The sequence below is a fragment of the Noviherbaspirillum aridicola genome (genome assembly GCF_019656455.1).
GTDB lineage: Bacteria > Pseudomonadota > Gammaproteobacteria > Burkholderiales > Burkholderiaceae_D > Noviherbaspirillum > Noviherbaspirillum aridicola.
Window position 1 is genome coordinate 1 of sequence record NZ_BPMK01000017.1, and the last position, 15,827, is coordinate 15,827.

31 protein-coding genes are annotated in these 15,827 nt (G+C 60.7%); all 31 read left to right on the forward strand.

All coding sequences use genetic code 11. The features are described from left to right. Positions 1 to 126, forward strand: a 126-nt coding sequence (locus NCCP691_RS17230) for an EF-Tu C-terminal domain-related protein (RefSeq protein ID WP_455431989.1), incomplete at its 5' end; no start/stop codon positions are given. Between the two features lie 86 nt (positions 127 to 212). Further along, positions 213 to 524 carry a 30S ribosomal protein S10 gene (gene rpsJ / locus NCCP691_RS17235; RefSeq protein WP_220809802.1) on the forward strand — a complete coding sequence of 104 codons (312 nt, stop codon included), beginning with the start codon at positions 213 to 215 and terminating at the stop codon, positions 522 to 524. A 172-nt stretch (positions 525 to 696) separates the two neighbouring features. After that, positions 697 to 1,353, forward strand: a complete 657-nt coding sequence (gene rplC / locus NCCP691_RS17240; RefSeq protein WP_220809803.1) for a 50S ribosomal protein L3 — start codon at positions 697 to 699, stop codon at positions 1,351 to 1,353. Between the two features lie 3 nt (positions 1,354 to 1,356). Further along, on the forward strand, positions 1,357 to 1,977 hold the full coding sequence (gene rplD / locus NCCP691_RS17245) for a 50S ribosomal protein L4 (RefSeq protein WP_220809804.1): 621 nt from the start codon (positions 1,357 to 1,359) through the stop codon (positions 1,975 to 1,977). Continuing rightward, positions 1,974 to 2,291, forward strand: a complete 318-nt coding sequence (gene rplW, locus NCCP691_RS17250; protein WP_220809805.1) for a 50S ribosomal protein L23 — start codon at positions 1,974 to 1,976, stop codon at positions 2,289 to 2,291. Before rplD ends, rplW begins: the two co-directional genes overlap by 4 nt. Next, positions 2,291 to 3,118 carry a 50S ribosomal protein L2 gene (gene rplB, locus NCCP691_RS17255; RefSeq protein ID WP_220809806.1) on the forward strand — a complete coding sequence of 276 codons (828 nt, stop codon included), beginning with the start codon at positions 2,291 to 2,293 and terminating at the stop codon, positions 3,116 to 3,118. Before rplW ends, rplB begins: the two co-directional genes overlap by 1 nt. A 10-nt stretch (positions 3,119 to 3,128) precedes the next feature. Beyond that, complete coding sequence (gene rpsS, locus NCCP691_RS17260) at positions 3,129 to 3,404, forward strand: 30S ribosomal protein S19 (RefSeq protein ID WP_220809807.1); 276 nt, start codon at positions 3,129 to 3,131, stop codon at positions 3,402 to 3,404. Between the two features lie 8 nt (positions 3,405 to 3,412). Then, positions 3,413 to 3,742, forward strand: coding sequence for a 50S ribosomal protein L22 (rplV, locus tag NCCP691_RS17265; protein ID WP_220809808.1), 330 nt, complete (start codon positions 3,413 to 3,415; stop codon positions 3,740 to 3,742). A gap of 9 nt (positions 3,743 to 3,751) precedes the next feature. Next, positions 3,752 to 4,570, forward strand: a complete 819-nt coding sequence (gene rpsC / locus NCCP691_RS17270) for a 30S ribosomal protein S3 (RefSeq protein WP_220809809.1) — start codon at positions 3,752 to 3,754, stop codon at positions 4,568 to 4,570. 2 nt (positions 4,571 to 4,572) lie between these two features. Next, positions 4,573 to 4,992, forward strand: a complete 420-nt coding sequence (gene rplP, locus NCCP691_RS17275; protein ID WP_220809810.1) for a 50S ribosomal protein L16 — start codon at positions 4,573 to 4,575, stop codon at positions 4,990 to 4,992. A 12-nt stretch (positions 4,993 to 5,004) separates the two neighbouring features. Continuing rightward, positions 5,005 to 5,196, forward strand: coding sequence for a 50S ribosomal protein L29 (gene rpmC, locus NCCP691_RS17280; protein ID WP_220809811.1), 192 nt, complete (start codon positions 5,005 to 5,007; stop codon positions 5,194 to 5,196). Then, positions 5,196 to 5,468, forward strand: a complete 273-nt coding sequence (gene rpsQ / locus NCCP691_RS17285; protein WP_220809812.1) for a 30S ribosomal protein S17 — start codon at positions 5,196 to 5,198, stop codon at positions 5,466 to 5,468. The genes rpmC and rpsQ overlap by 1 nt, the downstream gene beginning before the upstream one ends. A gap of 257 nt (positions 5,469 to 5,725) precedes the next feature. Beyond that, positions 5,726 to 6,094, forward strand: a complete 369-nt coding sequence (gene rplN, locus NCCP691_RS17290; protein WP_220809813.1) for a 50S ribosomal protein L14 — start codon at positions 5,726 to 5,728, stop codon at positions 6,092 to 6,094. Between the two features lie 9 nt (positions 6,095 to 6,103). Next, entirely contained in the window at positions 6,104 to 6,418 is a 315-nt protein-coding gene (gene rplX / locus NCCP691_RS17295; RefSeq protein WP_220809814.1) for a 50S ribosomal protein L24, read from the forward strand. 5 nt (positions 6,419 to 6,423) lie between these two features. Further along, positions 6,424 to 6,963: a 50S ribosomal protein L5 gene (gene rplE, locus NCCP691_RS17300; protein WP_220809815.1), complete on the forward strand. Its 540-nt coding sequence runs from the start codon at positions 6,424 to 6,426 to the stop codon at positions 6,961 to 6,963. A 7-nt stretch (positions 6,964 to 6,970) separates the two neighbouring features. Further along, on the forward strand, positions 6,971 to 7,276 hold the full coding sequence (rpsN, locus tag NCCP691_RS17305; protein WP_220809816.1) for a 30S ribosomal protein S14: 306 nt from the start codon (positions 6,971 to 6,973) through the stop codon (positions 7,274 to 7,276). Positions 7,277 to 7,290: 14 nt separating this feature from the next. Then, positions 7,291 to 7,686 carry a 30S ribosomal protein S8 gene (gene rpsH, locus NCCP691_RS17310; protein ID WP_220809817.1) on the forward strand — a complete coding sequence of 132 codons (396 nt, stop codon included), beginning with the start codon at positions 7,291 to 7,293 and terminating at the stop codon, positions 7,684 to 7,686. Between the two features lie 10 nt (positions 7,687 to 7,696). Then, on the forward strand, positions 7,697 to 8,230 hold the full coding sequence (gene rplF / locus NCCP691_RS17315) for a 50S ribosomal protein L6 (protein WP_220809818.1): 534 nt from the start codon (positions 7,697 to 7,699) through the stop codon (positions 8,228 to 8,230). 11 nt (positions 8,231 to 8,241) lie between these two features. Beyond that, positions 8,242 to 8,604, forward strand: coding sequence for a 50S ribosomal protein L18 (gene rplR / locus NCCP691_RS17320; protein WP_220809819.1), 363 nt, complete (start codon positions 8,242 to 8,244; stop codon positions 8,602 to 8,604). 12 nt (positions 8,605 to 8,616) lie between these two features. Continuing rightward, entirely contained in the window at positions 8,617 to 9,138 is a 522-nt protein-coding gene (gene rpsE / locus NCCP691_RS17325; RefSeq protein ID WP_220809820.1) for a 30S ribosomal protein S5, read from the forward strand. A gap of 10 nt (positions 9,139 to 9,148) precedes the next feature. After that, complete coding sequence (rpmD, locus tag NCCP691_RS17330) at positions 9,149 to 9,328, forward strand: 50S ribosomal protein L30 (RefSeq protein ID WP_220809821.1); 180 nt, start codon at positions 9,149 to 9,151, stop codon at positions 9,326 to 9,328. A gap of 32 nt (positions 9,329 to 9,360) precedes the next feature. Beyond that, entirely contained in the window at positions 9,361 to 9,792 is a 432-nt protein-coding gene (gene rplO, locus NCCP691_RS17335; protein WP_220809822.1) for a 50S ribosomal protein L15, read from the forward strand. Positions 9,793 to 9,817: 25 nt separating this feature from the next. Then, on the forward strand, positions 9,818 to 11,149 hold the full coding sequence (gene secY, locus NCCP691_RS17340; protein WP_220809823.1) for a preprotein translocase subunit SecY: 1,332 nt from the start codon (positions 9,818 to 9,820) through the stop codon (positions 11,147 to 11,149). Between the two features lie 33 nt (positions 11,150 to 11,182). Beyond that, complete coding sequence (infA, locus tag NCCP691_RS17345) at positions 11,183 to 11,401, forward strand: translation initiation factor IF-1 (RefSeq protein WP_005663428.1); 219 nt, start codon at positions 11,183 to 11,185, stop codon at positions 11,399 to 11,401. 32 nt (positions 11,402 to 11,433) lie between these two features. Then, positions 11,434 to 11,547 (forward strand): 50S ribosomal protein L36, encoded by a 114-nt coding sequence (gene rpmJ, locus NCCP691_RS17350; RefSeq protein WP_014004415.1) that lies wholly within the window; start codon positions 11,434 to 11,436, stop codon positions 11,545 to 11,547. Positions 11,548 to 11,574: 27 nt separating this feature from the next. Then, positions 11,575 to 11,940, forward strand: a complete 366-nt coding sequence (gene rpsM / locus NCCP691_RS17355; protein ID WP_220809824.1) for a 30S ribosomal protein S13 — start codon at positions 11,575 to 11,577, stop codon at positions 11,938 to 11,940. 41 nt (positions 11,941 to 11,981) lie between these two features. Continuing rightward, positions 11,982 to 12,386, forward strand: a complete 405-nt coding sequence (gene rpsK, locus NCCP691_RS17360; RefSeq protein WP_220809825.1) for a 30S ribosomal protein S11 — start codon at positions 11,982 to 11,984, stop codon at positions 12,384 to 12,386. Between the two features lie 161 nt (positions 12,387 to 12,547). Beyond that, on the forward strand, positions 12,548 to 13,171 hold the full coding sequence (gene rpsD / locus NCCP691_RS17365; protein ID WP_220809826.1) for a 30S ribosomal protein S4: 624 nt from the start codon (positions 12,548 to 12,550) through the stop codon (positions 13,169 to 13,171). Between the two features lie 104 nt (positions 13,172 to 13,275). After that, entirely contained in the window at positions 13,276 to 14,253 is a 978-nt protein-coding gene (locus NCCP691_RS17370; protein ID WP_220809827.1) for a DNA-directed RNA polymerase subunit alpha, read from the forward strand. A 131-nt stretch (positions 14,254 to 14,384) separates the two neighbouring features. Then, positions 14,385 to 14,780, forward strand: coding sequence for a 50S ribosomal protein L17 (gene rplQ, locus NCCP691_RS17375; protein ID WP_220809828.1), 396 nt, complete (start codon positions 14,385 to 14,387; stop codon positions 14,778 to 14,780). Between the two features lie 105 nt (positions 14,781 to 14,885). Beyond that, the gene (locus NCCP691_RS17380; RefSeq protein ID WP_220809829.1) at positions 14,886 to 15,818 is read left to right on the forward strand and encodes an ATP-binding cassette domain-containing protein; all 933 of its coding nucleotides are present in this window, start codon (positions 14,886 to 14,888) and stop codon (positions 15,816 to 15,818) included. Positions 15,819 to 15,827: the final 9 nt, after the last annotated feature.

Consider the following 15,827-nt stretch of genomic DNA (forward strand, 5'->3'; position numbering starts at 1 on the left):
GGCGATAACGTCTCGATCACGGTCAAGCTGATCAACCCGATCGCGATGGAAGAAGGTCTGCGCTTCGCCATCCGCGAAGGCGGCCGTACCGTCGGCGCCGGCGTCGTTGCCAAGATCATCGAGTAATTCGCGCACGGATCACTCTGTCGCTCTTTGACTGAAATCGCCGCGGGCGCACCCCGTCCGCGGCTCGCTCTTTTTAAGGAATTAGCATGCAAAACCAGAAAATCCGTATCCGCCTCAAGGCATTCGACTATCGCCTGATCGACCAGTCCGCACTGGAAATCGTCGAGACCGCCAAGCGCACCGGTGCAGTCGTCAAGGGCCCGGTTCCGCTGCCCACCCGCATCCAGCGTTTCGACATCCTGCGTTCCCCGCACGTCAACAAGACCTCGCGCGACCAGTTCGAGATCCGCACCCACCAGCGTCTGATGGACATCGTCGACCCGACCGACAAGACGGTCGACGCGCTGATGAAGCTGGACCTGCCGGCCGGCGTCGACGTCGAGATCAAGCTGCAGTAATCACCGCATCGTGACCCTGCACATACCACAACTCAAGCGATTAGTGGTTGTGGTGTGAAAAAACGCGGGTTATAATGCTCGGCTTCGGTACTGGCACGGAAAGTCCGTGCCAGTACGTTTTTGTAGTACAAACATCAGCCCCGCCCAATCGCAGGCGGGAATGGAGAAAACAATGACCCTCGGCCTTGTTGGTCGCAAGGTTGGCATGATGCGCATCTACACGGATGACGGCGATACGATCCCCGTTACCGTGCTCGACGTGTCGAACAACCGCGTGACGCAAATCAAAACTGACGAAACCGACGGCTATACTGCTGTTCAGGTCACCTACGGTCAGCGCCGTGCTTCCCGCGTCAACAAAGCGGCAGCCGGTCACCTCGCCAAGGCGGGTGTGGAAGCTGGTACCGTCCTCAAGGAATTCCGTATCGAGGCAGCGAAAGCAGCCGAACTGAAGGCTGGCGACACCATCGCTGTCAGCATCTTCGAAGCAGGCCAGAAAGTGGACGTGCAGGGCGTGTCCATCGGTAAGGGCTATGCCGGTACGATCAAGCGTTACAACTTCGGCTCCGGCCGTGCAACCCACGGTAACTCCCGTTCCCACAACGTTCCTGGCTCCATCGGTATGGCGCAGGATCCGGGTCGCGTGTTCCCGGGTAAGCGCATGACCGGTCACCTCGGTGACGTCACCACCACCGTCCAGAACCTGGAGATCGCCCGCATCGACGCAGAGCGTCAGCTGATCCTGGTCAAGGGCGCAGTGCCGGGTGCAAAGAACGGTCAAGTCATCGTTCGTCCCGCAGTCAAAGTCAAAGCAAAGAAGGGAGCGTAATCGATGGAACTCCAGCTCCTGAATGAACAAGGTCAAGCTGCTTCCAACGTCGCAGCGCCGGATACGATTTTCGGCCGCGACTACAACGAAGCGCTGATCCACCAGGTCGTCGTCGCCTATCAGGCGAATGCTCGCAGCGGCAACCGCAAGCAGAAGGACCGTGAAGAAGTCAGCCACACGACCAAGAAGCCGTGGCGCCAGAAGGGCACCGGCCGCGCTCGTGCAGGTATGTCCTCCTCCCCGCTGTGGCGCGGAGGCGGTCGCATCTTCCCGAACAGCCCCGACGAAAACTTCTCGCACAAGCTGAACAAGAAGATGTATCGCGCAGGTGTCTGCTCGATCCTCTCCCAGCTCGCTCGCGAAGGCCGCCTGTCGGTCGTCGAGAACCTGTCGGTCGAAGCGCCGAAGACCAAGCTGCTGGCGCAAAAGCTGAAGGGCATGGGCCTGGACTCCGTGCTGGTTATTACCGACAACGTCGACGAAAACCTGCTGCTCGCTTCGCGCAATCTGCCGAACGTGCTGATCGTCGAGCCGCGTCATGCCGATCCCGTGTCCCTGGTGTTCTACAAGAAGGTCCTGATCACCAAGCCGGCATTGGCCAAGATTGAGGAGATGCTGGCATGAGCGCGACCGTGAAGCATAGCGAAGAGCGTCTGATGAAAGTGCTGCTGGCTCCGGTGATTTCGGAGAAGGCCACCTTCGTCGCTGAGAAAAACGAGCAAGTTGTTTTCCGCGTCGCCCCGGACGCAACCAAGCCGGAAATCAAAGCGGCTGTCGAGTTGCTGTTCAAGGTGCAGGTGGATTCCGTGCAGGTCGTGAACCGTCAGGGCAAGCAGAAGCGTGCCGGTCGTTTCATCGGTCGCCGCAACCACACCCGCCAGGCATATGTCTGCCTGAAGCCGGGTCAGGAAATCAACTTCACCGAGGAGGCTAAATAATGGCACTCGTGAAAATGAAACCGACGTCGGCAGGCCGCCGCGGCATGGTCAAGGTCGTCAACCCCGACCTGTACAAGGGCCGTCCGCTCGCCTCGCTCGTCGAAAAGAAGTCCAAGACCGCCGGTCGTAACAACAACGGCCACATCACCACCCGTCATATCGGTGGCGGTCACAAGCAGCACTACCGCGTTGTCGACTTCCGTCGCAACAAGGATGGCATCCCCGCCAAGGTCGAGCGTATCGAATACGACCCGAACCGCACCGCGCACATCGCACTGCTGTGCTACGCGGACGGTGAGCGTCAGTACATCATCGCTCCGAAGGGTATCGCTGTCGGCGACCAGGTCATGAACGGCTCGGAAGCGCCGATCAAGGCCGGCAACTGCCTCCCGATCCGCAATATCCCGGTCGGTACCACGATGCACTGCGTCGAAATGCTGCCCGGCAAGGGCGCCCAGATGGCCCGTACCGCGGGCGCCGGCGTTGTGCTGATGGCACGCGAAGGCACCTACGCTCAGGTCCGCCTGCGTTCCGGCGAAGTGCGTCGCGTGCACATCGAGTGCCGCGCCACCATCGGCGAAGTCGGCAACGGCGAGCACAACCTGCGCAAGATCGGCAAGGCCGGTGCAATGCGTTGGCGCGGCGTGCGTCCGACCGTCCGCGGTGTCGTGATGAACCCGATCGACCACCCGCACGGTGGTGGTGAAGGCCGCACCGCTGCAGGCCGTCACCCGGTGTCGCCGTGGGGCCAGCAGACCAAGGGCAAGAAGACGCGTAGCAACAAGCGCACGACTTCGATGATCGTCTCGCGCCGTGGCAAGAAATAAGGGGTAACACATGACACGTTCATTGAAAAAAGGGCCGTTCTGTGACGCCCACCTGGTGAAAAAGGTCGAAGCTGCGCAAGCAACGAAGGACAAGAAGCCTATCAAGACTTGGTCCCGTCGTTCGACCATCCTGCCGGACTTCATCGGCCTGACGATCGCAGTGCATAACGGCAAGCAGCACGTGCCGGTTTATGTATCCGAGAACATGGTTGGTCACAAGCTCGGCGAATTCGCGCTGACCCGCACGTTCAAGGGTCACGCCGCTGACAAGAAGGCTAAGAAATAAGGTCCGATATGGAAACTAAAGCTTCCCTGCGTGGCGCACGCCTGTCGGCCCAGAAAGGCCGTCTGGTCGCCGACCTGATCCGCGGTAAAAAAGTTGATCAGGCGTTGAATATCCTGGCCTTCAGCCCGAAAAAGGGCGCGGTCATCATCAAGCAGGTTCTGGAGTCCGCAATTGCGAACGCCGAACACAATGATGGCGCGGATATCGACGAACTGAAAGTCAAGACGATCTACGTCGAAAAAGGTGCGGTCCTCAAGCGCTTCATCGCGCGTGCCAAGGGCCGTGGTGATCGCTTCTCGAAGCAAACCTGTCACATCTACGTGACTGTCGGTAACTAAGGAGTCACGATGGGACAGAAAATTCATCCGACCGGTTTCCGTCTTTCGGTGACGCGTAACTGGGGCTCGCGCTGGTATGCAGGCAACACCAATTTTGCCTCCATGCTGAACGAAGACCTCAACGTTCGCACCTACCTGAAGAAGAAACTGAAGAACGCCTCGGTGGGCCGCATCCTGATCGAGCGTCCGGCCAAGAACGCCCGCATCACGATCTACAGCTCCCGTCCGGGCGTTGTGATCGGCAAGAAGGGCGAGGACATCGAAGTCCTGAAGTCCGAGCTGACCAAGCTGATGGGCGTGCCCGTGCACGTCAACATCGAAGAAATCCGCAAGCCGGAAGTCGATGCGCAGCTGATCGCCGACTCGATCGCTCAGCAGCTGGAAAAGCGGATCATGTTCCGCCGTGCCATGAAGCGCGCGATGCAGAACGCGATGCGTCTCGGTGCCCAGGGCATCAAGATCATGTCGTCGGGCCGTCTGAACGGTATCGAAATCGCCCGCAAGGAGTGGTATCGCGAAGGTCGCGTGCCGCTGCACACCCTGCGCGCCGACATCGACTACGGTTTCAGCGAAGCCGAAACGACCTACGGCATCATCGGCATCAAGGTCTGGGTCTACAAGGGCGATCGCCTCGCCAGCGGCGAAGCGCCGACCATCGAGGCACCGGCCGAGGAAGACAAGAAGCGCCGCGGCCCGCGCCGCGACGATGGCAAGCCGGGCGGCCGTCCGCGTCCCCGTGGCGCCGAAGGTGCAGGGGCACCGGGTGCCAAGCGCGTTCGTGCCTCCGCTCCCAAGAGCGGTGCGCCGGCTGAGAAAGCAGGAGAATAATCATGCTGCAACCCGCACGCAGAAAATATCGCAAGGAACAGAAGGGCCGCAACAAGGGCATCTCGCACGAGCGCGGCACCGGTGTGTCGTTCGGCGAGTACGGCCTGAAGGCTGTCGGCCGCGGCCGTATCACGGCGCGCCAGATCGAAGCGGCACGTCGTGCCATGACCCGTCACATCAAGCGTGGCGGCCGCATCTGGATCCGTATCTTCCCGGACAAGCCGATTTCGCAGAAGCCCGCTGAAGTTCGTATGGGTAACGGTAAGGGCAGCCCGGAGTACTACGTCGCCGAAATCCAGCCCGGCAAGGTGCTGTACGAGATGGACGGTGTCGACGAGGCGCTTGCACGCGAGGCGTTCCGCCTGGCCGCCGCCAAACTGCCGCTGGCGACCACGTTCGTGCTCCGCCAAGTCGGTCAATAACAGGAGTGAAACATGAAAGCATCTGAACTCCGCGGCAAGGACCAGGACGCTCTGCAGAAAGAGCTCAACGAGCTGCTCAAGGCCCAATTCAGCCTGCGCATGCAGATCGCAACGCAGCAGCTGAACAACACCGCGCAGCTGAAGAAGGTACGCCGCGACATCGCGCGCGTGAAGACCGTCATGAACCAGAAGGACGCCAAATAATGAACGATCAAGTGAAACAGTCGCTCAAGCGCACCCTGGTCGGCAAGGTGGTCTCCGACAAGATGGACAAGACCGTGACCGTTCTGGTCGAGCGTCGCGTCAAGCATCCGCTGTACGGCAAGATCGTCATCCGCTCGAACAAGTATCACGCGCATGACGAAGCCAATCAGGCCAAGGAAGGCGACACCGTCGAGATCCAGGAAGGTCGTCCGATCTCCAAGACCAAGGCATGGACCGTCACCCGCGTGGTGCAGGTCGCCCAGGTCGTCTGAAGATCGAAAATAGTAGTTGCGTGCCCGGCCTTGTGGTGACATAATGCCGGGCTTGGTTCCCGCAAAGCCATTTTGCGGGAATCTCGTTTGCAGTACCCTGCAGTTCGAAAAGATTGCGCAGCAGTCAGGCGCTCCAAGTAGTTTTGTAACCGTCCACCTAATCGGCGTGGCTTAGCTCTAAGTCGGCTGACAGGACCAAGACTGACCGCGGGCCCGCATTAGGCGGATGAGCGGATTAAGTTGGGAAAGAAAATACTATGATTCAAACTGAAAGCCGGCTCGAGGTAGCCGACAACACGGGTGCGCGTGAAGTCCTGTGCATTAAGGTGCTTGGCGGTTCCAAGCGCCGTTACGCCAGCATCGGCGACATCATCAAGGTCACTGTGAAAGACGCTGCGCCGCGCGGTCGTGTGAAGAAGGGCGAAATCTACAACGCCGTGGTGGTGCGTACCGCCAAGGGCGTGCGTCGCCAGGATGGCTCGCTCGTCAAGTTCGACGGCAACGCCGCCGTTCTGCTGAATAACAAGCTCGAGCCGATCGGCACCCGTATCTTCGGGCCGGTCACCCGCGAGCTGCGCACCGAGCGTTTCATGAAGATCGTCTCGCTCGCGCCTGAAGTTCTGTAAGGAGTCGTGATGGATAAGATTCGGAAAAACGACGAAGTCATCGTCCTGACCGGTAAAGACAAGGGCAAGCGCGGTGTGGTCAAGCAGCGCGTCGACGCCGAGCACGTCGTGGTTGAGGGTATCAATGTCGCCAAGAAGACCGTGCGGCCGAACCCGATGACCGGTGCTACCGGCGGTATCGTCGACAAGGCGATGCCCATCCACGTGTCCAACGTCGCGCTGTTCAATGCCGCTACCGGCAAGGCAGATCGCGTGGGCGTCAAGATTGTCGACGGCAAGAAGGTGCGCGTCTACAAGTCCAACGGCGAAGTCGTTAAGGTGTAAGCATCATGGCCCGTCTCCAACAATTTTACAAAGATAAGGTCGTCGCCGAGCTGACCTCCAAGTTCGGCTACAAGTCGGTGATGGAAGTGCCGCGTCTGACCAAGATCACGCTGAACATGGGTCTGTCGGAAGCGGTCGCTGACAAGAAGATCATCGACCACGCCGTCGGCGACATGACCAAGATCGCCGGCCAGAAGCCGGTCGTGACCAAGGCTCGCAAGGCAATCGCCGGTTTCAAGATCCGCGAAGACTATCCGATCGGCTGCATGGTGACCCTGCGTGGCGCCCGCATGTACGAATTCCTGGATCGTCTGATCACCGTCGCGCTGCCGCGCGTGCGTGACTTCCGTGGCGTGTCCGGTCGTGCATTCGATGGCCGTGGCAACTACAACATGGGCGTCAAAGAGCAGATCATCTTCCCGGAAATCGAGTACGACAAGATCGACGCGCTCCGTGGCATGAACATCAGCATCACCACGACCGCCAAGACCGACGATGAGGCGAAAGCACTCCTCGCCGCATTTAAATTCCCGTTCAGAAACTGAGGCTGCCATGGCAAAACTGGCACTGATTAACCGTGAACAAAAGCGCGCAGACCTGGTGAAGAAGTACGCCGGCAAGCGTGCCGAGTTGAAGGCAATCATCGACGACCAATCGAAATCGGAAGAAGAGCGCTACGAAGCGCGCCTGAAGCTGCAGGCGCTGCCGCGCAACGCCAATCCGACTCGTCAGCGTAATCGCTGCTCGATGACCGGTCGTCCCCGTGGCACTTTCCGCAAGTTCGGTCTGGCCCGTACCAAGATCCGTGAAATCGCCATGCGCGGCGAGATCCCGGGTGTAACCAAAGCTAGCTGGTAATAGGAGAACACAGTATGAGTATGAGCGATCCTATCGCCGACATGCTGACCCGCATTCGCAATGCCCAGGGCGTGCAGAAGACGAGCGTCGTGATGCCGTCGTCGAAAGTCAAGGTTGCGATTGCCAACGTCCTCAAGGACGAGGGTTACATTGAAGATTTCGCAGTCTCCGAAGCCGAAGGCAAGGCCGAACTGAAGATCGGCCTGAAGTACTACGCCGGCCGTCCGGTAATCGAGCGCCTGGAGCGCGTGTCCCGTCCGGGCCTGCGCATCTACAAGGGCAAGAACGATATCCCGAACGTGATGAACGGCCTTGGTGTGGCAATCGTGTCCACCCCCAAGGGTGTGATGACCGACCGCAAAGCGCGCGCAACCGGTGTCGGTGGCGAAGTGATTTGCTACGTGGCCTAAGGAGTGCAAGATGTCTCGTGTAGGTAAGATGCCGATCGCGCTTCCGGCTGGAGTGGAAGTCACGATCACCGCTGACAGGATCACTGTCAAGGGACCCCAGGGTACCCTGTCCATGCCGCTCAACGGCCTGGTCAAAGTTGTGAACGAAAACAATACGCTGCTGTTCACGCCGGCTAACGATTCCCGTGAAGCCAATGCGATGTCGGGTACCCTGCGCGCACTGGTGAACAACATGGTCACCGGCGTGACCAAGGGCTTCGAGCGCAAGCTGTCGCTGGTTGGCGTGGGCTTCCGTGCCCAGGCGCAGGGCGACACCCTGAACCTGTCCCTCGGTTACTCGCACCCGGTCGTGCACAAGATGCCTGCGGGCGTCAAGTGCGCTACCCCGAGCCAGACCGAGATCGTGATCTCGGGCGCCGACAAGCAGAAAGTCGGTCAGACTGCTGCTGAAATCCGCGCCTACCGCGAACCCGAGCCCTACAAGGGCAAGGGCGTCCGCTACTCGGACGAAGTGGTGGTCATCAAAGAAACCAAGAAGAAATAAAGGGGCTGACGATGGACAAGAAACAATCCCGTCTGCGTCGTGCAACGCAAACTCGCGCCAAGATCGCAGAGCTGAAGGTGGTCCGCCTCGCGGTGCACCGTACCAACCTGCACATCTACGCGAACATCATCGGCCCGGACGCGAAGATCCTGGCCTCCGCATCGACCGTCGAAGCGGAAGTGCGCAAGGAACTGGCCGACAAGTCGGGCAAGGGCGGCAACGTCGCTGCTGCCGCGCTGGTTGGCAAGCGCGTTGCGGAGAAGGCTCTCAAGGCCGGCATCTCCGAAGTCGCGTTCGACCGTTCCGGTTTCCGTTACCACGGCCGTGTGAAGGCGGTGGCAGACGCTGCGCGTGAAGCCGGTCTGAAGTTCTAAGGAAGAATTGTCATGGCAAAAATGCAAGGTAAGCCGCAACAAGGCGAAGAACGCGACGACGGCATGCGCGAGAAGATGATTGCGGTCAACCGTGTGACCAAGGTGGTCAAGGGTGGCCGGATCATGGGTTTCGCCGCGCTGACCGTGGTCGGTGATGGCGATGGCCGCATCGGCATGGGCAAGGGCAAGTCGAAGGAAGTGCCGGTGGCCGTGCAGAAGGCGATGGAAGAAGCCCGCCGCAAGATGATCAAGGTGTCGCTCAAGAACGGCACGCTGCAGCACACCGTGACCGGCCAGCATGGCGCGTCCAAGGTCATGATTTCGCCGGCCAAGGATGGTACCGGCGTGATCGCCGGCGGTCCGATGCGCGCGATTTTCGAAGTGATGGGTGTGACCAACGTGGTGGCCAAGTCCTACGGCTCGACCAACCCGTACAACATGGTCCGCGCAACGCTCGACGGCCTGTCGAAGATGAACACCCCGTCCGAAATTGCTGCCAAGCGCGGCAAGTCGGTCGAAGAAATTCTCGGTTGAGGTGATCAGCATGGCAAACACAATCAAAGTGAAACTGGTGAAGGGCCTGATCGGCACCCGCCAGGACCACCGCGCCACCGTTCGCGGTCTCGGTCTGCGTCGTGTGAACTCGGTTTCCGAGCTCCAGGACACGCCGGCGATCCGCGGCATGATCAACAAGGTTGCGTATCTCGTTAAGGTTGTCGAGTAAGCCTAGCGCTTGCGATCGATACGGAGTAGAACATGGAATTGAACACTATCCGCCCGGCAGAAGGCGCCAAGCATGCGAAGCGTCGCGTGGGCCGCGGTATCGGCTCCGGCCTGGGCAAGACCGCGGGTCGCGGTCACAAGGGCCAGAAGTCCCGTTCCGGCGGCTTCCACAAGGTCGGTTTCGAAGGCGGCCAGATGCCGCTGCAGCGCCGTCTGCCCAAGCGTGGCTTCAAGTCGCTGGCAACGCCGTTCAAGGCTGAAGTCCGTCTGGGCGACCTGGCAAACCTGCCGGTCGAAGAGATCGACATGCTGGCCCTGAAGCAGGCTGGTCTGGTGCCCGAGCTGGCACGCAGCGTGCGCATCATCAAGGCTGGCGAAATCAGCAAGAAGGTGACGGTCAAGGGCCTGGTTGCGACCAAGGGCGCCAAGGCTGCCATCGAAGCCGCAGGTGGTTCGGTTGCTTAAGCAACCGGTTCGTTCGGAGCGTTAATTGGCGACTTCACCGCAACTTGCCAAGAGTGCAGCAAGCGGTTTTCCGTGGGGCCGCCTGTGGTTCCTGCTTGCTGCGCTGGTGGTTTACCGCATCGGCGCGCATATCCCGGTTCCGGGTATCGACCCTGATCAGCTGGCTGAGCTGTTCCGCCAGAACCAGGGCGGCATCCTGGGCATGTTCAACATGTTCTCCGGCGGTGCCCTGTCTCGCTTCACGATCTTCGCACTGGGGATCATGCCGTACATCTCGGCATCGATCATCATGCAGCTGCTGACGGTGGTTTCGCCGCAGCTGGAAGCGATCAAGAAGGAAGGCGAGGCGGGACGGCGCAAGATCACCCAGTACACCCGCTACGGTACGCTGGTGCTGGCGCTGTTCCAGGGCCTGGGTATCGCAGTGGCTCTGGAATCGCAGCCGGGGCTGGTGATCGATCCGGGTCTCGCATTCCGTTTCACGACGGTGGTGACGCTGGTGACCGGCACGATGTTCCTGATGTGGCTGGGTGAGCAGATCACCGAGCGCGGTCTGGGCAACGGCATCTCGATCATCATCTTCGCGGGTATCGCGGCAGGTCTGCCGAGCGCCCTCGGCGGTCTGTTCGAGCTGGTTCGTACCGGGTCGATGAGCGCGCTGTCGGCGATCCTGATCTGCGTGATCGTGGCTGCCGTGACTTACCTGGTGGTGTTCATCGAACGCGGCCAGCGCAAGATCCTCGTGAATTATGCAAAGCGCCAGGTCGGCAACAAGATCTACGGCGGGCAAAGCAGTCACCTGCCGCTGAAGCTGAACATGGCAGGCGTGATTCCGCCGATCTTCGCATCGTCGATCATCCTGTTTCCGGCGACGATCACGAGCTGGTTCACTTCGGGCGACGCAACCAATGGTTTCGTACGCTTCCTGAAGGACCTGGCTGCGTCGCTGGCGCCGGGCGAGCCGATCCATGCCCTGTTGTATGCGGTTGCCATCGTGTTCTTCTGCTTCTTCTACACCGCACTGGTGTTCAACAGCAAGGAGACCGCGGACAACCTGAAGAAGAGCGGCGCGTTCGTTCCGGGTATCCGCCCGGGTGAGCAGACGGCGCGGTACATCGACAAGATTCTGATGCGTCTGACCTTGGTCGGCGCGCTGTATATCACGCTGGTGTGCCTGTTGCCCGAGTTCCTGATCGCGCGCTGGCAGGTGCCGTTCTACTTCGGTGGCACGTCGCTGCTGATCATCGTTGTCGTGACGATGGACTTCATGGCGCAGGTTCAGAACTATGTGATGTCGCAGCAGTACGAGTCACTGCTTCGCAAGGCGAATTTCAAGGGCGGCATCCCGATGCGCTGAAGCGATCGGCACCCAGGATAACGAGCGGAACGAATGGCAAAAGACGACGTAATTCAGATGCAGGGGGAGATCCTGGAAAATCTTCCCAATGCAACATTTCGAGTCAAGCTGGAAAACGGGCATGTGGTTCTCGGACACATCTCGGGGAAGATGCGGATGAATTACATCCGTATCCTCCCCGGGGATAAAGTGACGGTGGAATTGACACCCTATGATTTGAGCCGGGCACGCATCGTGTTCCGAACCAAGTAAGAGTAACTAGAACTGGAAGAAAGAGGGCAAACATGAAAGTGCTCGCATCAGTCAAGCGGATCTGCCGCAACTGCAAGATCATCAAGCGCAAGGGTGTCGTTCGCGTCATTTGCACCGAACCGCGCCATAAGCAGCGCCAGGGTTAATTAACGTTATTGATCGAGGAATAACGAATGGCACGTATTGCAGGGGTCAACATCCCCAACCACCAACACACTGTTATCGGCCTGACCGCCATCTATGGCATCGGCCTGTCGCGCTCCAAGCTGATCTGCGAGCAGACCGGTGTGCCGACCAACAAGAAAGTCAAGGATCTCGACGACAGCGAGCTCGAGCGCCTGCGCGACGCGATCGGCAAGTTCGTGGTCGAGGGTGACCTGCGTCGTGAAGTGTCGATGAGCATCAAGCGCCTGATGGACCTTGGTTCCTATCGCGGCCTGCGTCATCGCAAGGGCCTGCCGGTCCGCGGTCAGCGTACCCGCACCAATGCTCGTACCCGCAAGGGCCCGCGCAAGGCAGCCCAGTCGCTGAAGAAATAATCCCGCTCGTCTGAGCAGCAGTCGGATTCAAGGAAATCATCATGGCAAAAGCCCCGAATAACGCCGCAGCAGCACGCGCGCGCAAGAAAGTTAAGAAGAACGTCGCCGAAGGCGTCGCGCACATCCACGCGTCGTTCAACAACACCATCATCACCATCACCGATCGCCAGGGCAACGCCCTGTCGTGGGCGACCTCCGGTGGCGCCGGCTTCAAGGGCTCGCGCAAGTCCACCCCGTTCGCGGCACAGGTTGCTGCCGAAGCGGCTGGCCGCGTTGCGCAGGAATGCGGTGTGAAGAACCTGGAAGTGCGCATCAAGGGCCCGGGCCCGGGTCGCGAGTCCGCTGTTCGCGCACTCAACAACCTCGGCATCAAGATCACCGTGATCCAGGACGTCACCCCGGTTCCGCACAACGGCTGCCGTCCGCCGAAGCGTCGTCGTATCTGATTCGCGACTTTCGCGTACAATCAGCTGTTTTTCGCAGTAAAGCAGCCCGCCAGCAGTTTGGCGGGTTTTGTTCTTAAGACCACCGTCTGACCGCAGGCAGATCAGACTAGCGCCCGCCGGCCTTTCCGCGGCCGGGGCGTCATTTGAATAAGGAAATTAACGTGGCACGTTATATCGGACCGAAAGCAAAACTGTCCCGCCGTGAAGGCACCGACCTGTTCCTGAAGAGCACCCGCCGCTCGCTGGATTCCAAGTGCAAACTGGATTCCAAGCCTGGTCAGCACGGCCGCACTTCGGGTGCCCGCACCTCCGACTACGGCAACCAGCTGCGTGAAAAGCAGAAGGTCAAGCGCATCTACGGCATCCTCGAGCGCCAGTTCCGTCGCTATTTCGCCGAAGCCGACCGCATCAAGGGCAACACCGGTGAGAACCTGCTCAAGCTGCTGGAGTCCCGCCTGGACAACGTCGTCTACCGCATGGGCTTCGGCTCGACCCGCGCTGAAGCGCGCCAGCTGGTCAGCCACAAGGCCATCACGGTCAACGGCCAGGTCGTGAACATCCCGTCCTACCTCGTCAAGGCCGGTGACGTCGTCGCCGTTCGCGAGAAGGCCAAGAAGCAGGCACGTATCGCCGAATCCCTCTCGCTGGCCGAGCAGAGCGGCTTCCCGAGCTGGGTCGCCGTCGACGGCAAGAAGATGGAAGGCACCTTCAAGTCGCAGCCGGACCGCTCCGAAATCGCCAACGACGTCAACGAGTCGCTGATCGTCGAATTGTATTCGCGCTAATCCGCAGTTCCCGCCCGCCTCGTCTCCGACGGGGCGGGTTTCTTTGTAATGCCATCAGCCTTATCGGTGTAACGAGCCGAGGGTATTGAAAAGGACATTCATTCATGCAAAACAGCCTGTTGAAACCCCGTATTATCGAAGTCGAGGCACTCGCTCCCGGCCATGCCAAGGTCGTGATGGAGCCGTTCGAGCGTGGCTACGGCCACACGCTCGGCAACGCGCTGCGCCGCGTATTGCTGTCGTCGATGGTTGGCTATGCGCCCACCGAAGTGACGATCGCCGGCGTCGTGCACGAGTATTCCTCGCTCGACGGTGTGCAGGAAGACGTCGTCGACATGCTGCTCAACCTCAAGGGCGTGGTGTTCAAGCTCCACAACCGCGATGAGGTGACGCTGTCGCTGAAGAAGGAAGGCGAAGGCGCCGTGCTGGCATCGGATATCGATCTGCCGCATGACGTCGAGCTGATCAACCCGGATCACGTGATCGCCCACCTCACCGCGGGCGGCAAGCTGGACATGCAGATCAAGGTGGAGAAGGGCCGCGGCTATGTGCCCGGCAACGTGCGCCGCCTGTCCGAAGATGCGAACAAGACCATCGGCCGCATCATCCTCGACGCTTCGTTCTCGCCGGTTCGCCGCGTGTCCTATGCGGTCGAGTCCGCCCGCGTGGAACAGCGTACCGACCTCGACAAGCTGGTCATGAACATCGAGACCAACGGCGTGATCTCACCGGAAGAAGCGATCCGCCAGTCGGCGCGGGTGCTGGTCGACCAGCTCAACGTGTTCGCCGCGCTCGAAGGCACGGAAGCCGCCGCCGAAGCACCGCAGCGTGCGCCGGCAGTCGACCCGATCCTGCTGCGTCCGGTCGACGACCTCGAGCTGACGGTCCGTTCCGCGAACTGCCTCAAGGCCGAGAACATCTACTACATCGGCGACCTGATCCAGCGCAGCGAGAACGAACTGCTGAAGACGCCGAACCTGGGCCGCAAGTCGCTCAACGAGATCAAGGAAGTGCTTGCTTCCCGTGGCCTCACCCTGGGCATGAAGCTCGAAAACTGGCCGCCGGCCGGTCTGGAGAAGTAATACCGCCGGGAGCCGTTATAATGCCGCTCCCGAATTTTCAGCTGTACCAACCCAAGTATTTACCGGCCCGCGCCGGGCGACAGCCCGAGCGATAGAAGAGCTGGATTCAAAACTCAACGAAAGGAAATACCATGCGCCACCGTCACGGCCTCCGCAAACTGAACCGCACCTCGTCGCACCGCCTCGCGATGCTGCGCAACATGACCGTTTCCCTGCTGCGCCACGAAGCGATCAAGACCACCCTGCCGAAGGCGAAGGAACTGCGCCGCGTGGTCGAGCCCATCCTCACCCTGGGCAAGACCGACAACCTGTCGAACAAGCGCCTGGCTTTCTCGCGTCTGCGCGATCGCGAAATCGTCGTCAAGCTGTTCTCCGAACTGGGCCCGCGCTACGCCAACCGCAACGGCGGCTACCTGCGCATCCTGAAGATGGGCTTCCGCCAGGGCGACAATGCGCCGATGGCCTTCGTCGAACTGGTTGACCGTCCGGAAATCAGCGACGCATCCGACGTTCCGACCGCCGAGTAATACCGGCGCACCGTCAAGAAGCCAGGCCGAGCGCCTGGCTTTTTTGCTTTCTGAGCCCTTGTCCACAATATGGCAAGATGAGGCTTTCGCTCTTCGACTGTGGGCATGAGCAATCCCGACATTCTCTCCGTCTCCGGCCTGCGCAAGTGGTTCGGCAGCGGTGCCGCACGCACCGTCGTCGTCGACGGGCTCTCGTTCGCGCTCCGGCGCGGCGAGTGCTACGGCCTGCTCGGGCCGAACGGCGCCGGCAAGACAACCACGCTGAGGCTGTGCCTCGGCCTGACCGCGCCCGACGGCGGCAGCATCACGCTGGTCGGTCATCCGGTTCCCCAGCAGGCCCGGGCCGCGCGGCTGCGCGTCGGCGTGGTGCCGCAGGCGGACAACCTGGATCCCGACTTCACCGTGGCCGAAAACCTGATGGTCTTCGGTCGCTACTTCGGACTGCGGGACGACTGGATCGCCCGGCGCATTCCCGGCCTGCTCGAGTTCGCCAGCCTCACCGCCAAGAAGGATGCCACCATCGCCGAGCTTTCCGGCGGCATGAAGCGCCGGCTCACGCTCGCGCGGGCACTGATCAATGACCCCGACCTGATTTTCATGGACGAGCCGACCACCGGGCTCGATCCGCAGGCCCGGCACCTGATCTGGGACCGGCTCAAGACCCTGCTGGCACAGGGCAAGACCATCTTGCTGACGACGCATTTCATGGACGAGGCGGAGCGGCTGTGCGATCGCCTGGCCGTCATCGATCACGGGCGCATGATCGCGGAGGGCGCGCCGCGCGATCTCATCCGGCAACATATCGAGGCCGAGGTGGTCGAAGTCTACGGCGAGAAAGCCCGTGCCTGGGCCGAGCGCGACGGCCGCGGCCGCTCCGCCCGGCTGGAGACCAGCGGCGAGACGGTCTTTTGCTATACCGAAGATGCGGGGGACCTGCTCGCCAGCCTGCAGCATGAAACCGGCGTGCGCTATCTGCATCGGCCTGCCAATCTCGAGGATCTTTTCCTGAAGCTTACCGGGCGCGAAATGCGCGACTGAGGACGATAC

Excerpts from the sequence above, each read along its gene's own strand:
- rpsN (WP_220809816.1), top strand. The coding sequence starts at position 6,971 with ATGGCAAAACTGGCACTGATTAACCGTGAACAAAAGCGCGCAGACCTG.
- rplW (WP_220809805.1), top strand. The coding sequence starts at position 1,974 with ATGAGCGCGACCGTGAAGCATAGCGAAGAGCGTCTGATGAAAGTGCTG.
- rpmJ (WP_014004415.1), top strand. The coding sequence starts at position 11,434 with ATGAAAGTGCTCGCATCAGTCAAGCGGATCTGCCGCAACTGCAAGATC.
- NCCP691_RS17380 (WP_220809829.1), top strand. The coding sequence starts at position 14,886 with ATGAGCAATCCCGACATTCTCTCCGTCTCCGGCCTGCGCAAGTGGTTC.
- rpsS (WP_220809807.1), top strand. The coding sequence starts at position 3,129 with ATGACACGTTCATTGAAAAAAGGGCCGTTCTGTGACGCCCACCTGGTG.
- rplR (WP_220809819.1), top strand. The coding sequence starts at position 8,242 with ATGGACAAGAAACAATCCCGTCTGCGTCGTGCAACGCAAACTCGCGCC.
- rpsH (WP_220809817.1), top strand. The coding sequence starts at position 7,291 with ATGAGTATGAGCGATCCTATCGCCGACATGCTGACCCGCATTCGCAAT.
- rpmD (WP_220809821.1), top strand. The coding sequence starts at position 9,149 with ATGGCAAACACAATCAAAGTGAAACTGGTGAAGGGCCTGATCGGCACC.
- rplX (WP_220809814.1), top strand. The coding sequence starts at position 6,104 with ATGGATAAGATTCGGAAAAACGACGAAGTCATCGTCCTGACCGGTAAA.
- rplE (WP_220809815.1), top strand. The coding sequence starts at position 6,424 with ATGGCCCGTCTCCAACAATTTTACAAAGATAAGGTCGTCGCCGAGCTG.
- rplV (WP_220809808.1), top strand. The coding sequence starts at position 3,413 with ATGGAAACTAAAGCTTCCCTGCGTGGCGCACGCCTGTCGGCCCAGAAA.
- rpsM (WP_220809824.1), top strand. The coding sequence starts at position 11,575 with ATGGCACGTATTGCAGGGGTCAACATCCCCAACCACCAACACACTGTT.
- rplQ (WP_220809828.1), top strand. The coding sequence starts at position 14,385 with ATGCGCCACCGTCACGGCCTCCGCAAACTGAACCGCACCTCGTCGCAC.
- rplO (WP_220809822.1), top strand. The coding sequence starts at position 9,361 with ATGGAATTGAACACTATCCGCCCGGCAGAAGGCGCCAAGCATGCGAAG.
- rpsK (WP_220809825.1), top strand. The coding sequence starts at position 11,982 with ATGGCAAAAGCCCCGAATAACGCCGCAGCAGCACGCGCGCGCAAGAAA.
- rplC (WP_220809803.1), top strand. The coding sequence starts at position 697 with ATGACCCTCGGCCTTGTTGGTCGCAAGGTTGGCATGATGCGCATCTAC.
- rplN (WP_220809813.1), top strand. The coding sequence starts at position 5,726 with ATGATTCAAACTGAAAGCCGGCTCGAGGTAGCCGACAACACGGGTGCG.
- rpsC (WP_220809809.1), top strand. The coding sequence starts at position 3,752 with ATGGGACAGAAAATTCATCCGACCGGTTTCCGTCTTTCGGTGACGCGT.
- rpsQ (WP_220809812.1), top strand. The coding sequence starts at position 5,196 with ATGAACGATCAAGTGAAACAGTCGCTCAAGCGCACCCTGGTCGGCAAG.
- rpsJ (WP_220809802.1), top strand. The coding sequence starts at position 213 with ATGCAAAACCAGAAAATCCGTATCCGCCTCAAGGCATTCGACTATCGC.
- NCCP691_RS17370 (WP_220809827.1), top strand. The coding sequence starts at position 13,276 with ATGCAAAACAGCCTGTTGAAACCCCGTATTATCGAAGTCGAGGCACTC.
- infA (WP_005663428.1), top strand. The coding sequence starts at position 11,183 with ATGGCAAAAGACGACGTAATTCAGATGCAGGGGGAGATCCTGGAAAAT.
- rplB (WP_220809806.1), top strand. The coding sequence starts at position 2,291 with ATGGCACTCGTGAAAATGAAACCGACGTCGGCAGGCCGCCGCGGCATG.
- rpsE (WP_220809820.1), top strand. The coding sequence starts at position 8,617 with ATGGCAAAAATGCAAGGTAAGCCGCAACAAGGCGAAGAACGCGACGAC.
- rpmC (WP_220809811.1), top strand. The coding sequence starts at position 5,005 with ATGAAAGCATCTGAACTCCGCGGCAAGGACCAGGACGCTCTGCAGAAA.
- rplD (WP_220809804.1), top strand. The coding sequence starts at position 1,357 with ATGGAACTCCAGCTCCTGAATGAACAAGGTCAAGCTGCTTCCAACGTC.
- rplF (WP_220809818.1), top strand. The coding sequence starts at position 7,697 with ATGTCTCGTGTAGGTAAGATGCCGATCGCGCTTCCGGCTGGAGTGGAA.
- rplP (WP_220809810.1), top strand. The coding sequence starts at position 4,573 with ATGCTGCAACCCGCACGCAGAAAATATCGCAAGGAACAGAAGGGCCGC.